The sequence below is a fragment of the Limnothrix sp. FACHB-406 genome, from assembly GCF_014698235.1.
GTDB lineage: Bacteria > Cyanobacteriota > Cyanobacteriia > CACIAM-69d > CACIAM-69d > CACIAM-69d.
Map to the genome: position 1 here is coordinate 15931 of NZ_JACJSP010000026.1, position 13074 is coordinate 29004.

A 13074-nucleotide genomic window follows, 5' to 3' on the forward strand; every position below is an offset into this window, starting at 1 on the left:
CCCATGGGGAGTAAAGCGGTGCGGTCTAGGGATGGGGCGATCGTGACGGAATTGCTGCCCGATCGCTCCCTGGCCGACTCCATGGCTCCGGCTCCGGCTCAATCCCCTTGGACTGCGGGGGTGGATGAGGTGGGCCGCGGCGCACTTTTTGGGCCCGTGGTGGCAGCGGCGGTGATTTTAACGGCCGAGGCAGAGAGCGACTTGCGGGCTTTGGGCGTGCGGGATAGTAAGCAACTGTCGGCTCGCCAGCGTCAAGCTCTGGTGGAACCCATTCGCGATCGGGCGGTGGCCTGGGCGATCGCGGAAGCTTCTGTGGCCGAAATTGATCAACTCAATATTTTGCAAGCCACGTTCCTGGCCATGCGGCGGGCCCTGGAGCAATTGCACCCGCGACCCGATCGCTGCTTGGTGGACGGCAATCGACCCATTCCCAACTTGTTTTGCCCCCAAGAAACGCTCATTCAGGGCGATCGACAATCGATCTCGATCGCCGCCGCCAGCATTTTGGCGAAAGTTCACCGCGATCAACAGATCATTGACTGCGCGGCGCAATATCCGGGCTATGACCTAGCTGCCAACAAGGGCTATGGCACGGCGGCCCATCGAGCAGCCTTGCAAACCCTTGGCCCCACGCCGCTCCATCGACGTTCTTTCGCCCCCTGTCAATTGACCCTAAATCTCAACGGAGTCCCGGGTTAGGGTTCTTCTAGCATCGTCAATCCACGCAATCTCATGATTTTCCGTCCCTCACTCTGCACTGGGCGAAGGACGACGTTTTGCAGTCAATTTGTCCTGTCGCCGTTGCCAATCCAAAATCGCCAGATCAAGCAAATCTTCTAGTGAAGAAAATTGATCATCCCAGTGTGGATTCCAGAACTTCTTTTCATAAACAGATTGATAGAAGTTCAAATATCCTGTGAGCGTTACTTCATATCCATAGGATTTCGCTTGTTCTGCTGTACTTCGCATCATCATATGAATATGCCATTTACTGCATCTATTGGGCATTCTTAAAGTCTGAATTGAAGAACTAAGGGAATATTCTAAATCGCTTTTTTGCAAGAGAACTTCAACCTTAACGGTGTTAAAAGATAACTTGACAATGCTTGGTAGATATAGAAAAAGTCTAGGAGCCTTATCTAGGGAAAGCTGCTCAAATCGGGCTAAAAGCCTTTCCTCTGACTCGCAGAGACTTGTTTTACTCCGCATTTGACCGTAGGTTGCTGTGCTAGGTGTAACAACTTCTCCTAGTTTTGGACTAAAGCTTAGGATGTAATCACGAATTGCCAAGAGGTTTTTTTGATCAATCTCCGAGCGCTTCGATAGAATCGATTTCCAATTTTTATCAAGCTGACTCAGTGGATCAGGTTCCGCTGCTGTCGGAAGTTGAATATGGGGTGTTAGATCAATGGTTTGAATCGTTGATTTTGCGTCAGGAGTCTCCCAAGACACCAACTCCAACAGAAATTGATCGTGCTGTTTCCGAATGTGGAATGTCCATAATTCGACAGTGAGGCGATGGTATAGCCGATCAATGAAATTGTGACGGTGGAGAGATGGGGCGATCGCAACCAATCGGGGTGACTTAGATGTATCAAGATCTGGTAAATCAGGACGCTCCTCTAGAAAGTTGTGATAGTAGCGCGTGAGTTGCTGGACAACATAGCGATCTTCTTCATTTTTAAGTTCTAAAATAACGGGCTTCCCCTTGGGACTCCTGGCAATGATGTCACAAGGCTCGCCGCACATTCTGAGTTGACGGGCGAGGGGCTGAAAATTTAGCCATTCTTCGAGGTTTTGCCAAAGGAGTCTTTCAAAAGTGGCTTCACTTTCAAATTGCCATTGACCGTCTTTTTCAATCAACATTGCTCGTTGCGCCTAGGGATAGAGAGCCTTGCCGGTGCTGGGGTCGAATAGGTAGAGTTGCTCGCTGGGAATCGACAGCCACAATTCATCACCCAGGGCGATCAGGCGATCGGGCGGCAGGCGCACTTGCAACGGTTTGGCCGGGGCCTCTTCCAAAGTGCGCACTAATCCCCGGTCGATTGGTTCCACCAGCGCGTAGGTTTCCGACCCCAGCGCCTCCACCTGCAACACGCGCACCGGTAAATTTTTGGGCGCGGGCAAACCATCGCTCCAGTGCTCCGGCCGCACCCCCAGCCACAACGCTCGACCGTCGTAGGCTTCTAGGGCTTTGTCCCAAATTTCCGGCAGCGTCATCCGAAAGTCGCCATTGGTCAGCAGGGCCGGCCGTTTCACCCACACGGGCAAAAAATTCATGGTGGGCGAGCCGATGAACTCCGCCACAAACCGGTTGGCGGGCTGGTGATAGAGTTCCAGCGGTGCGGCGATTTGCTGGATTTGTCCGCCGTTGAGCACCGCAATTCGATCGCCCATGGTCATGGCTTCCACCTGATCGTGGGTGACGTAGACCGTGGTGGTTTTCAGTTGGCGCTGGAGTCGCACAATTTGCGATCGGGTCTCCGTGCGTAACTTGGCATCCAAATTACTCAGCGGCTCATCCATCAAAAAGACTTGCGGGTTTCGAGCGATCGCCCGGCCCAGGGCGACCCGCTGCTTTTGACCGCCGGATAATTCCTTGGGCAGGCGATCGAGCAGATGGTCAATTTGCAACATGGTGGCCACTTCGCGCACCCGCTGGCCAATTTCCCGCTCTTGGGCTGACTCGTACCGCAAGGGGGCCGGCAGTCGCCGCGTCAGCCCCACCGCCAAGGGTTCCCATTTTTGCCACCCTTCGGCGGCGGGGGGATTCAGCCGCCGCAACCCAAAGGCGATGTTGTCATAGACATTCAGGTGCGGGTACAGCGCGTAGCTTTGGAACACCATGGCCACGTCCCGCGCCTTGGGCGGCAACGGATCGACGCGCCGATCGCCCACCCAAATCTCGCCGCCCGTCACATCTTCCAGACCCGCGATCGACCGTAGCAAGGTGCTTTTGCCGCAGCCGGAGGGCCCCACCAGCACCAAAAATTCGCCATCCTCGATCGTCAGGCTAATCCGCCGCAACACGGCCGTGGGACTGCCACCGGGCGCGCGATCGCGGGGCGGATAGCTTTTGTAGACGTTATCCAAAACGACACGAGCCACGGCAATTCAACTAGAGCGCAGGTCTCGACCATTATATGGATTGGTCTGTGGGGATTGGTTATTTGGGGTTATTTGGATTCGCGAAACACGACGCGGCGATAAATTTGGGCGATCGGCAGGGTGGCGGGCAAGGTTTTGAGGGCGATCGCTTGGGTTCGATCGCAATAGTCGCAAAATTGCCAGTTTGAGTCATCCAACTTCCAAAAATGGGTGATGAAGGGTTCGTCTTGCCGCACCAACAGATATTCCGCAAACTCAGGAATCGATCGATAAAATCGAAACTTGTCATCGCGATCGAATAGTTCCGTAGAAGGCGACAGAACCTCAACCAAGAAACAAGGATTCAGCACCTCATCATCCCGATCGTCATGCCGTTGCGGCGGCCCAGCAATCACCATCACATCGGGATAGGTTCCCCGTTGATAGGTAGGAATCCAGAGCCGTAGATCACTGTTAAAAACCTCAAATTGGGTTTGATCCAGTTGGCTAATTAACAGATTGCAAATCTCCGTCGCAATCCGGCTGTGATGAATCGATCCGCCCGGCATTTCCCAAATCAATCCATTGGCATATTCGTGGCGTTGTTCCGATCGTTCCTCAAGCGATCGGTAGTCGGCTAATGAGTAGCGCTGTTCAACCGCTAGCATGATGGTATTTACTCCTCTGGATGGTCGATAGTTTTCAAAATCACTTGGAAGATTCCTAAGATTGTTTGGATTTCTTTAAAGTAATATTCATCTCGATCGATATAGACCGTGCGATCGCGCAGCTTCAAAAATTTCCAAGTTGTGCCCGTTGTCACGGCTCCATAAATCCAAGGTAAAGGGCGATTCTCTCGCTCATTAAACAACCAAGCGGCGTACATGGTGGCAATGCATTGACCCAAGCCCGCTACGATGTCTTCTTTTTTCGCTTCCACAACGGCGATCGCGGGTGCTGCAATATAGAGCTGCTCAGGACTTAGGCTCAATAGGTAGTCACACTGACCATATAACCCCCGCTTGCGATCGACTGTGAAACTCCGTCCCGAAAACAGGCTAATTTGGGCATGAACCTGCTTGCGAACTTCCGTCAAAATGGGTGCAATAATCCATTCCGATCGGGACTTCTCTGTATTAATTGCGAGGGCCATGGAAGTCCCTTCGGCTAGGGTCAGTTCTAAATAAGGACTAATGGTCACGGATGGAATTTGGCCAAGATCAAAGAGCGATTGATCTTCAATTAATGTGATGCCAAATGTTTCCTTGACGGTTTTAAGAGAAAACTTGCTGTAGGCCATTTTTGGGAGGCTGGCTGTCCGCAATTTTGCTGGAGAGTTGGCAAATTGGGGCGCACTGGAAAAATTCTGCCCCACCCAAGCCACGATACGGTGACTGAGGCTAGCCCTGGGTTGTCCCGATTATGGCATTCCCTGACGATCGGCCCGGAGATGAGTGATAATTTACAAAAGTTTACAAATCCTGCGACTCATCCCCGATCGCCCTGTCCTATGACCCAATCCACCGCAACCGCTGCAAACCGCCCGATCGTGGTGATTGGGGCGGGAATTGGCGGCCTAACTACGGCGGCCCTGCTGGCGCGGCGGGGGCGATCGGTCAAGGTGTTTGACCTGGCGATCGTGCCGGGGGGCTGTGCGTCTACCTTTCGGCGGCGGGGCTTCACCTTTGAGGTGGGCGCGACCCAGGTGGCGGGGCTGGAGCCGGGCGGCATCCATCACCGGATTTTTGGTGAATTGGGCATCGAGTTGCCGGCCGCCCAGCCCTGCGATCCGGCTTGTGCGGTGTTTTTGCCGGGGGAAACGGAGCCAATTTCCGTGTGGCGCGACCCCGATCGCTGGCGGGCGGAACGATCTCGGCAATTTCCCGGTAGCGAACCTTTTTGGCGGCTGCTAGCAGATTTGTTTCGCTATAGCTGGGAGTTTCAGGCGGGCGATCCGGTGCTGCCGCCGGGCAATGCTTGGGATGTGGTGCAACTGCTGAAGGCGGTGAAACCCAGCACTTTGCTGACGGCTCCCCATGCCTTTTCGACGGTGGGCGACCTGTTGCAGCGGCTGGGCTTGGCGGGCGATCGCCGCTTGAAAACCTTTTTGGATATGCAACTGAAGCTCTATTCCCAGGTGGGGGCGGACGAAACGGCGCTGCTTTATGCGGCGACGGCGCTGGGGCTGTCCCAGGAACCCTTTGGGCTGTACCACCTGGAGGGCAGTATGCAGGTGTTGAGCGATCGCCTGTTGGAATCGTTAATCCGGGACGGTGGCCAGCTCCAAATGCGCCATCGGGTCGAGCGGATCATCACCGAAAACGGCGAAACCACGGGCGTGATGGTGCGGAACCTGAAAACCGATGAGACCTGGGTGGAACCGGCGGCGGCGGTGGTGGCCAATGTGCCGATTCAGAACTTAATTGAGATGGTGGACTGGCCGAGCGATCGCCCCTGGTTCGATCGCCTGGCCACGGACTTCTATCGATCGCGCGCCGAAAAACTGCCGGAACCCTCGGGCGCATTCGTGGTCTATTTGGGAGTCGATCGCGCGGCCCTACCCGCCGACTGCCCGCCCCACCTGCAATTTCTCTACGACTGGGACGGCCCCGTGGGCGAAAACAATTCGCTGTTTGTGTCCGTCAGCCGGGATGGCGATGGACGCGCCCCGGCCGGCATGGCAACGATCACCGCGTCCTCCTTTGTCGATCCGCAGCCCTGGTATCGTTGCCGCGATCGCTCCGAGTACGAAGCCCTCAAAACCCGCTACACGGAAGAGGCAATCGGCAAACTCGGGCGCTATTTCCAGCTCGATCCGGGGGCGATCGTCCATTGCGAAGCCGCCACCCCCCGCACCTTTGAAGACTTCACGGGCCGCAAATTTGGTTATGTGGGCGGTTTGGGAATGCGCGTTTCCACCTTTGGCCCCTTCGCGATCGGCAATCGCACGCCGGTTCCGGGCCTCTGGCTGGTGGGCGACTCCACCCACCCGGGCGAAGGCACAGCGGGTACGAGCTATTCCGCCCTCACCACCGTCCGCCAAATGACCGCCGCCGGGTTTTGATGCAGATTCTAGCTAGGGCGATCGCTCCAAAACTTCGTCAGTGACCTGAACCGATTGAAGAAACTCCATTAGCTCTTGAATCACTCTGGATTCACGCAAAATTGTAATATCTTGCTCAGTCAAATTATCGATCAACTGAGCAATATTCTTTATATCTTTGGATTGAGAAAACAACTGAGCCAAGACTTGCCCAGGCTGATAAATCGACTGATTCAGTGAATCTGGTGTAGCTATATAACCTAGCAAGCGCGTCAACATAGAAACATCATGGAAAAAGATGGCTTCAAAAGTTGGAATTGATGTAATAACCTTAACAGGTGTGTTGACAGCAAGACTTTTGAGGAGATCTCCAATCTCTTCCACTCGTTGCTGAATTTGCTTAGGTACTACCGAATCTGAATCAACCACGACCGCTACAGGAGACTGGCGGCGCACAATTAAAGAAAGAGCTAGAGACTTAAGAGCATATAGCCCACCGCCTTCTACAATCTCAACATTTTTGATTGATTCTAATGGTAGTACTTTCTTCAGTAATTGAACCTCAGTTCGTCCTTCGCAAACAATATAGGTTTTCATGGAATATCCCTCTCCCGAATATCGTAGGCAGGTAAACCGTCTTCCACACACACGCGATACTTCAGGACTAGCAGCTCACAGATCGACTCTCGTTCCAGTGCATACTGGATCTCCACTCCACTCCACAACAGAATAGTTTGAGGTAATGAAAAATATGATAAATGTCGAGATGGATCAGTAAATCCTGTTCTACTAAACACTAAGCCAAGAGTGCTTGCGGGGCGACGTAAAAGCGGATTTCTGAGCTTAGCAATGGGTGCAATATCAACATTCACCCGGTCTGCCAGATCTTTACTTTCTACTAAAATAGTTGGTGCGGGCTATATAGAAATGGGCGCTAAAACCAGCAGCCGACCAGCATTCCGGCCAGGAGCACAAACCCGATCGTCACGTTTTCCGCAAACATTTTGCCGTAGGCCGCGCGGGACAGTTGCCGATCGCTCAGGCGCAGATATTGCTGAACCCAAAGACCGATCGCCCCGAATAGGGTGAGCCAAAAACCAATGTTTAGCTCCAGGGCCAAAGCCGTGTAGGCCAACAGCAGCGCCGTACCCGCATAGAACGCCCCGATCGCCTGGGGAGCCAAATCGCCAAAGAAGAGGGCGCTGGAGTGGATGCCCAACCGGCGATCGTCCTCCCGATCGGCCAGGGCATAAACCGTATCAAAGCCCAGCGTCCAGAGCACCACCGCGCCCCACAGCAACCAGGCCGGCAAGTCCAAACTGGGCGGGTCGATCGCCGCGCTCCAAGGAATCAGCACCGCAAACCCCCAGGCGATCGCCAGCACCAATTGCGGAACTGGAAACACCCGCTTGGCCGCAGGATAGAGCGCAATCACCGGCACAGCCGCCACAGAAAGCAGCACGCTCAAGCCATTCAAAAAGGGCAACAGCCCGGCCGCACAAAGGGCCGCCACCAGCATCACCCCCACGCCCACTTTCACCGAGAGTGATCGGGCGGCCAGGGGCCGTTGTTTGGTGCGTTCTACCTTGGGGTCAATGTTGCGATCCCACAGGTCATTCACCACGCAACCGGCGGCACTGGTGGTGATTGTGCCCACCACCACCAGCAGCACCAACAGGGGATGGGGCCGGCCGTCACTGGCCAACACCAGGGCCCACAGGGCCGGAATCAGCAGAATCAGCCGCCCCGCCGGTTTGTCCCAGCGCAGCAACCGCACGATCGCCCGCCCTGTTTGCTGAAGGTTGCCCATGGGTGAATGTGGGGATGGGTGCGTTTAGGCAATTTCGATCGAGTAGTTTTCGATGGTGGGGTTGGCCAACAGGCGATCGCACATTTCATCCACTTGGCTGCGGGCCGCTTCTGGATCCGTCGCCGCCACGGTCAGCTCAATGTATTTGCCAATGCGGACAGAATCCACCCCTTCATAGCCCAACTGCTTCAGGCCGGACTGCACCGCCACACCGGCCGGATCGAGCACAGAGGGACGCAGGGTAACGTGGATTTTGGCGCGATATTGCTGGGTACTCACGGGGCTAGAAACCTCTGGGATGGCGACGATCGAGTTGGGGGAACCAAGGGTGATGCTAACTTTTGGGTTGGGATTGAGCAACCACGGCAATCCAACGATCAAGACACTATCTTAAAGCGAGGGGGGCCGGTTCCCGCAGCCAGGCTGCGGGAGTTCCCTCGGGAGCCAGATTCCGCCAGGAACCGGCTGAAAAACCTGATTGAATAGGAAAAGAACCACCCCGATCGAGCCAGCATTCTTCGGGGTCTGAGATCGCCATGAAACGACCCCTGACCCGAAACCAAGAGCGTGTTTTGCAGGTGCTGCAAACCATTGAAGGCGAAATTTCTGCCCAAGCGCTCTACATCAAACTGCGCGACGTGGGGCAAGGCATGGGGCTGGCCACGGTTTATCGGGCCCTGGAAACCCTGAAGCTGAACGGGGCGGTGCAGGTGCGAATGCTGGCCAGCGGTGAATCGCTCTACAGTTTTATCAAGAAAGATCGCCACCACTTGAACTGTATCCAATGTGGGCGATCACAACCGATTCATGAATGTCCCGTGCAGGATTTGACCCAGCGATTGAGCATGGAGCACCGGTTTCGGGTGTTTTATCACACGTTGGAGTTTTACGGCCTGTGCGATCGCTGTAGTGCGCGGGATGAGGGAACGGGCGATCGGGGTCATGGCGATTCGGCCAATGGCGATCGCACCAATCACCAAGAGAATCACCCAGAAAGTCACCCAGAACCAAACTTGCCTAAGGTGGATTGTGCCTGCCATCCCACTTCCTTGGCAGACTCATCTAGCTCGGTGCAACTCAGTTCTTTGGGCGATCGCTTCGATCTGGGGGCCGGCTCAGCGGGAGGCTGAGCGGATCCCGAAAAAGGGCTTTTACTTTTGGGCACAGTCGGAATTAGTTCGATATTAATTCGATGCGTTTTGGGCCAGAAAAGCCGTCAGCTCTCCAGCGTTGGGTAGGGCAGATTGGGCCCCCGATCGGGTGGTTGTGAGTGCGCCCGCCGCCGCTGCTCGCCGCACGGCCACCGAGAGGGGTTGTCCCGCCACCAAGGCCGCCGCCAGCGCTCCATTAAACCCATCACCCGCCGCCACAGAGTCGATCGCCCTGACTGGGAAGGCCGGTTGCCAAAAACAATCCGTCGGCCCAGCCACCCAAGCCCCTTGCTCGCCCAGGGTCACAATGGCCCCCTTGGCTCCCAACTCCTGGAGCCTGGTAGCCGCGCGGGCCGCATCCTCGGGGGTTTGCACCGGGAAGCCCACCAGTTGGGCCGCTTCCGTGGCGTTGGGAGTGATCCAATCGATCGCGGCCCAAAGTTCCGGGGGGAGGTGCTCGGGAGCCGGGGCCGGATCCAAAAGAACGATCGCCCCGGCCGCTTGACCCGCTTGGGCCGCAGCCACCACGGCCGCCAAGGGTACTTCCAGTTGCAATAACAGGGCGATCGGGCGCGGCGCACTGCCCAAGGAGCGCTGGAGGCGATCAACCTCAGCACCGCCCACCGCCTGGTTAGCCCCGGGCAGCACGATGATTTGGTTTTGGCCCAGGCCATCCACTGCAATCCAGGCCTGGCCCGTGGGAGCCAAGGAATCGATCGCCACCCGGCTGACATCAACGCCGCTGGTTTGCAGATCTTGCAACAGGATTTCCCCGATCGCGTCTTCACCCACGCGGCCAATCAGAGCCGTGGCCGCTCCCAACTTGGCCGCCGCAACGGCCTGATTCGCCCCTTTGCCGCCGCTGGCCTCCCCGATCGCCCCAGCCAAGACCGTTTCTCCCGGTTGTGGCAACTTGGCCACCGCCACCGTGCGATCGGCATTAATGCTGCCCAAAACCCAAACCTGTGCCATAGTCTGCCCCCCGATCGATAATAGGGAACTCCCGTGGGCGAATTCCCCAGATTTGGGGCCAGTTTACGGCTGGACTCGGGTTCCATACACATCCAACTCCACCGGCCCCGCCACAGCTCCAATGCCCGTTGCCGTCCAAGCCGCTTGCATGGCTTCACCCACGGCCGCCGCCTTGTCTCGGTGGGCCAAGGCCAGCAGGGTTGGGCCCGCTCCGCTAATCACCAACTCATAGGCTCCCGCCTCGATCGCCGCCTGCCGTACCGCCTCAAAGCCGGGAATTAGGGTCATGCGATAGGGTTGGTGAATCCGATCCTGCATGGCAGTGGTTAGCCAATCGCCGCGCCCTTCGTTGATGCCCCGCAACAAGAGACCTAAGTGAGCCGCATTGAAAATGGCATCGGCCCGGGAATAGCTGGGGGGCAACACGCTGCGAGCCGCTTCGGTGGATAGCTCAAAGTTGGGAACTGCGATCACCGGTTGAATTGAGGAATGCCAAGGCACTTCGCATTGGGTCCAAATCCCTTCGCGATCGGCCGCCAAACGACAGCCCCCCAACAGGGCCGGCACGATGTTATCGGGATGGCCTTCCGTTTCGATCGCCAGGGCCAACACCTGGGCCGGCGACAGCGCCCCCCCTAACAAATAGTTTGCTCCGGCAATGCCCGCCGCGATCGCCGTGGCCGAGCTGCCCAATCCCCGGGCCAAGGGCACACCCAAGCCAATCTCAATCCGCACCGGGTAAGGCGTTTCCTGCGCCAGTTCAAACACCTTGGCGTAGGAGCGATAAACCAGGTTGGTTTCATCCCGCGAGACGCGATCCGCCTCCGTGCCGGTGGGAATAATTTCTAAGCCCGACTCAATTCGGGTGAAGCGAAATTCGTTGTACAACGCCAACGAAGCCCCCAAACAGTCGAAGCCGGGGCCCAAGTTGGCGGTGGTGGCAGGAACGGTGACGGTAACGGCGTTCAAGGAGGTCATGGCTAAAGAATGGCAATCGGCGGGCGGCGATCGCGGCTGCGGTCGATCGCGCCCAGAGCCACTACACTTTACAGCCGGTTTAGCCACAGGGCCCGCAGCCCCGCCGCTGTGGCCCCTTGGTAGTCATCCTCCAAGCTGTCGCCAATGTGCCAAGCGGCCGCCGGTTCACAGCCATGCTGGGCCAGGGCCGCAACAAACACGGCGCGATCGGGCTTGGCGGCTCCCACCTCCGTCGAGAGGGTGAAACTCTTGAAATAGCGCGTCAAATCCAACGCATCCAACACGCGATAAAGCCGCGTATCAAAATTGGAGAGAATTCCCAGCTCAATGCCCAACCGCTGCCACTTGGCTAAGGTGTCATGCACTTCCGGATACACATACCAAGGGGCCGCCGTGGCAAAGCGATCGTAAAGCGCTGCGAAATAGGCCGCGAAATCCGGAATTTCGGAAAATAATCCCGCTTGCGTAAACGTTTGTTCTGCCAGACTTTCCCACCATTGATATTCCAGATGGGGTAATTGATCGCGATCAACCCCTGGAAAAACACAAGGATCCGCCGCCTTAAAGCAATCATAAAAGGCTTGATTTAAGGCTTGATCATCGAGTTGCAACCCAAAGAGTTGATTTGCCATTTGAGCATATTGCTGACCCACACTTTCCGCCACGCCAAATAGCGTGCCTACGGCATCGAGAAAAATCACTTGAGGATAGTTTTTTTGATTCATGAGCTGCACGACATCTTGAATGAATTCTCAGTCTAAGTTGTTTGATTGGGGATTATTTGATTGGGCGCTGCTCGATTGAATACTGCTCGATCGCGCCGCTGGCACAAAAACCTTCAGTTGGGCCGGCAGCACTCGAAATTCAGCGGGCGTGGTGGTCGATAGCTCCCCATCGGTGTTGATGGACTTGGGGCGACTGGTGATGATTTTTAGGGATGTGGCCTCGATCGTCCGTACATTCACGCAATCATTGAGGCGACCGGCGTGCATTGCAGGCAAAAGCGGCAACATTTGCCACCAATGGGCAATTTCCAGACTGTATAAATCGAGCCGTTGATCATCAATGGAAGCATCCCAAGCCACGCTTAAGCCACCACCATAATAGCGACCGTTACCCACCGCAATTTGCACCGTTTTGACTGTCAGCAGTTCACCATTCACTTCAATTTTTGCGGTAAAAGGACGCGATTTCCAAAGGGCTTGGATTGCAGTGATCGCGTAGGCAAACACACCCCATCGCTTTTTGATTTCACCGCTCAATTGGCGAGTGATGCTGACACTTAACCCCAGGCTGGCCACATTGAAAAAATAGCGATCGTTCACTTGCCCCACATCGATCGCCTTGGTTACCCCTTGGGCCACCACCGCGCAGGCCTGTTTCAAGTCCGCCGGAATTGCCAACGTGCGTGCCAGGTCGTTGGCGGTTCCCAGGGGCAAAATGCCGAGGGGCAACCGGGTTTCGATCAAGGCTGGCAGGGCCGCATTCAGGGTTCCGTCACCACCGCCAATAATCACACAATCGATCCGGCTGGCATATTGCCGAATCAGATCGCGAAAATCGCTCGATCGCTTGGTGCTGCGAAAAATTAGCTCGAACCCCATTTCATCCAAAATGGCGATCGCCCGGCCGAGCAGTTGCCGCCCTCGGCGCGATTTGGAATTCACTAGCAGCAAGGCCCGCTGAGGAGCAACGGAGTCCATAATGCACCCGCGATCTAAAAAGGAAAACGGTTTCTAACGGTTTCTATTGTGCCATTGCCGTCCCCACTGTTTGGACAGGGCGATCGCGATGGGGCATTTTTTGTGAAGCAAGGGCCGCTAAACTCCTAGGCTAAAACTGGAGAATCGATCGATTCACATCCCTTGCGCGATCGCGCCCAGCAACTCCATGGAACCCAGAAGTGTTGAATCTAAACACAAAACTTCATATTCTAGGCAACAAGAGTTTCTGGCAGTAAATCATAGCTCCAATGACTGATTGAGCCATAGCGACCGAGTACAACTTGCAAATATCGCAATTTATCTAGTAGC

The 13074-nt window shown here is 55.8% G+C and carries 13 protein-coding genes and 1 pseudogene; 3 read left to right on the forward strand and 11 right to left on the reverse strand.

Annotated features, from left to right (window positions below):
• The first annotated feature begins 3 nt into the window (after positions 1-3).
• Positions 4-699, forward strand: a complete 696-nt coding sequence (locus tag H6G53_RS17555) for a ribonuclease HII (protein ID WP_305068631.1) — start codon at positions 4-6, stop codon at positions 697-699.
• Positions 700-747: 48 nt separating this feature from the next.
• Here the strand turns inward: H6G53_RS17555 and H6G53_RS17560 are convergent, their stop codons facing one another.
• From H6G53_RS17560 to H6G53_RS17575, 4 genes are all read right to left on the reverse strand, one after another.
• Entirely contained in the window at positions 748-1866 is a 1119-nt protein-coding gene (locus H6G53_RS17560) for an endonuclease NucS (RefSeq protein WP_190535215.1), read from the reverse strand.
• Positions 1867-1878: 12 nt separating this feature from the next.
• Positions 1879-3108 carry an ATP-binding cassette domain-containing protein gene (locus tag H6G53_RS17565; protein WP_190535218.1) on the reverse strand — a complete coding sequence of 410 codons (1230 nt, stop codon included), beginning with the start codon at positions 3106-3108 and terminating at the stop codon, positions 1879-1881.
• 68 nt (positions 3109-3176) lie between these two features.
• Positions 3177-3755 carry a Uma2 family endonuclease gene (locus tag H6G53_RS17570; RefSeq protein WP_199309307.1) on the reverse strand — a complete coding sequence of 193 codons (579 nt, stop codon included), beginning with the start codon at positions 3753-3755 and terminating at the stop codon, positions 3177-3179.
• A gap of 8 nt (positions 3756-3763) precedes the next feature.
• The gene (locus H6G53_RS17575) at positions 3764-4387 is read right to left on the reverse strand and encodes a hypothetical protein (protein ID WP_190535220.1); all 624 of its coding nucleotides are present in this window, start codon (positions 4385-4387) and stop codon (positions 3764-3766) included.
• Between the two features lie 210 nt (positions 4388-4597).
• On the opposite strand from H6G53_RS17575, the gene crtD reads away from it, so the two are divergent.
• Positions 4598-6151, forward strand: coding sequence for a C-3',4' desaturase CrtD (gene crtD / locus H6G53_RS17580; protein ID WP_190535223.1), 1554 nt, complete (start codon positions 4598-4600; stop codon positions 6149-6151).
• A 12-nt stretch (positions 6152-6163) separates the two neighbouring features.
• On the opposite strand, the gene H6G53_RS17585 is transcribed toward crtD, so the two are convergent.
• The 3 genes from H6G53_RS17585 to purS form a co-directional block, all read right to left on the reverse strand.
• Positions 6164-6727: a hypothetical protein gene (locus tag H6G53_RS17585; protein ID WP_190535226.1), complete on the reverse strand. Its 564-nt coding sequence runs from the start codon at positions 6725-6727 to the stop codon at positions 6164-6166.
• Between the two features lie 337 nt (positions 6728-7064).
• Positions 7065-7940 carry a 4-hydroxybenzoate solanesyltransferase gene (locus tag H6G53_RS17590; RefSeq protein ID WP_190535229.1) on the reverse strand — a complete coding sequence of 292 codons (876 nt, stop codon included), beginning with the start codon at positions 7938-7940 and terminating at the stop codon, positions 7065-7067.
• Between the two features lie 24 nt (positions 7941-7964).
• The gene (purS, locus tag H6G53_RS19045; protein WP_099534877.1) at positions 7965-8219 is read right to left on the reverse strand and encodes a phosphoribosylformylglycinamidine synthase subunit PurS; all 255 of its coding nucleotides are present in this window, start codon (positions 8217-8219) and stop codon (positions 7965-7967) included.
• 257 nt (positions 8220-8476) lie between these two features.
• Between purS and H6G53_RS18860 the strand changes: the two are divergent.
• Positions 8477-8848, forward strand: a pseudogene (locus tag H6G53_RS18860) (Fur family transcriptional regulator); the annotation flags it as partial.
• A 276-nt stretch (positions 8849-9124) separates the two neighbouring features.
• Here the strand turns inward: H6G53_RS18860 and H6G53_RS17605 are convergent.
• The 4 genes from H6G53_RS17605 to H6G53_RS17620 form a co-directional block, all read right to left on the reverse strand.
• A complete protein-coding gene (locus H6G53_RS17605) occupies positions 9125-10063 on the reverse strand; it encodes a ribokinase (protein ID WP_099534879.1) in 939 nt (312 codons plus the stop codon).
• Positions 10064-10126: 63 nt separating this feature from the next.
• Positions 10127-11041, reverse strand: coding sequence for a homoserine kinase (gene thrB / locus H6G53_RS17610; RefSeq protein ID WP_099534880.1), 915 nt, complete (start codon positions 11039-11041; stop codon positions 10127-10129).
• 68 nt (positions 11042-11109) lie between these two features.
• The gene (locus tag H6G53_RS17615; protein ID WP_190535235.1) at positions 11110-11766 is read right to left on the reverse strand and encodes an HAD-IA family hydrolase; all 657 of its coding nucleotides are present in this window, start codon (positions 11764-11766) and stop codon (positions 11110-11112) included.
• 27 nt (positions 11767-11793) lie between these two features.
• Complete coding sequence (locus H6G53_RS17620) at positions 11794-12744, reverse strand: lipid kinase (protein ID WP_190535239.1); 951 nt, start codon at positions 12742-12744, stop codon at positions 11794-11796.
• Between the last annotated feature and the right edge of the window lie 330 nt (positions 12745-13074).

What these genes read in the sequence shown, in the direction of transcription:
- H6G53_RS17555 (WP_305068631.1), top strand. Translation starts at nt 4, where the DNA reads ATGGGGAGTAAAGCGGTGCGGTCTAGGGATGGGGCGATCGTGACGGAA.
- H6G53_RS17560 (WP_190535215.1), bottom strand. Translation starts at nt 1,866, where the DNA reads ATGTTGATTGAAAAAGACGGTCAATGGCAATTTGAAAGTGAAGCCACT.
- H6G53_RS17570 (WP_199309307.1), bottom strand. Translation starts at nt 3,755, where the DNA reads ATGCTAGCGGTTGAACAGCGCTACTCATTAGCCGACTACCGATCGCTT.
- H6G53_RS17575 (WP_190535220.1), bottom strand. Translation starts at nt 4,387, where the DNA reads ATGGCCTACAGCAAGTTTTCTCTTAAAACCGTCAAGGAAACATTTGGC.
- crtD (WP_190535223.1), top strand. Translation starts at nt 4,598, where the DNA reads ATGACCCAATCCACCGCAACCGCTGCAAACCGCCCGATCGTGGTGATT.
- H6G53_RS17585 (WP_190535226.1), bottom strand. Translation starts at nt 6,727, where the DNA reads ATGAAAACCTATATTGTTTGCGAAGGACGAACTGAGGTTCAATTACTG.
- H6G53_RS17590 (WP_190535229.1), bottom strand. Translation starts at nt 7,940, where the DNA reads ATGGGCAACCTTCAGCAAACAGGGCGGGCGATCGTGCGGTTGCTGCGC.
- H6G53_RS17605 (WP_099534879.1), bottom strand. Translation starts at nt 10,063, where the DNA reads ATGGCACAGGTTTGGGTTTTGGGCAGCATTAATGCCGATCGCACGGTG.
- thrB (WP_099534880.1), bottom strand. Translation starts at nt 11,041, where the DNA reads ATGACCTCCTTGAACGCCGTTACCGTCACCGTTCCTGCCACCACCGCC.
- H6G53_RS17615 (WP_190535235.1), bottom strand. Translation starts at nt 11,766, where the DNA reads ATGAATCAAAAAAACTATCCTCAAGTGATTTTTCTCGATGCCGTAGGC.
- H6G53_RS17620 (WP_190535239.1), bottom strand. Translation starts at nt 12,744, where the DNA reads ATGGACTCCGTTGCTCCTCAGCGGGCCTTGCTGCTAGTGAATTCCAAA.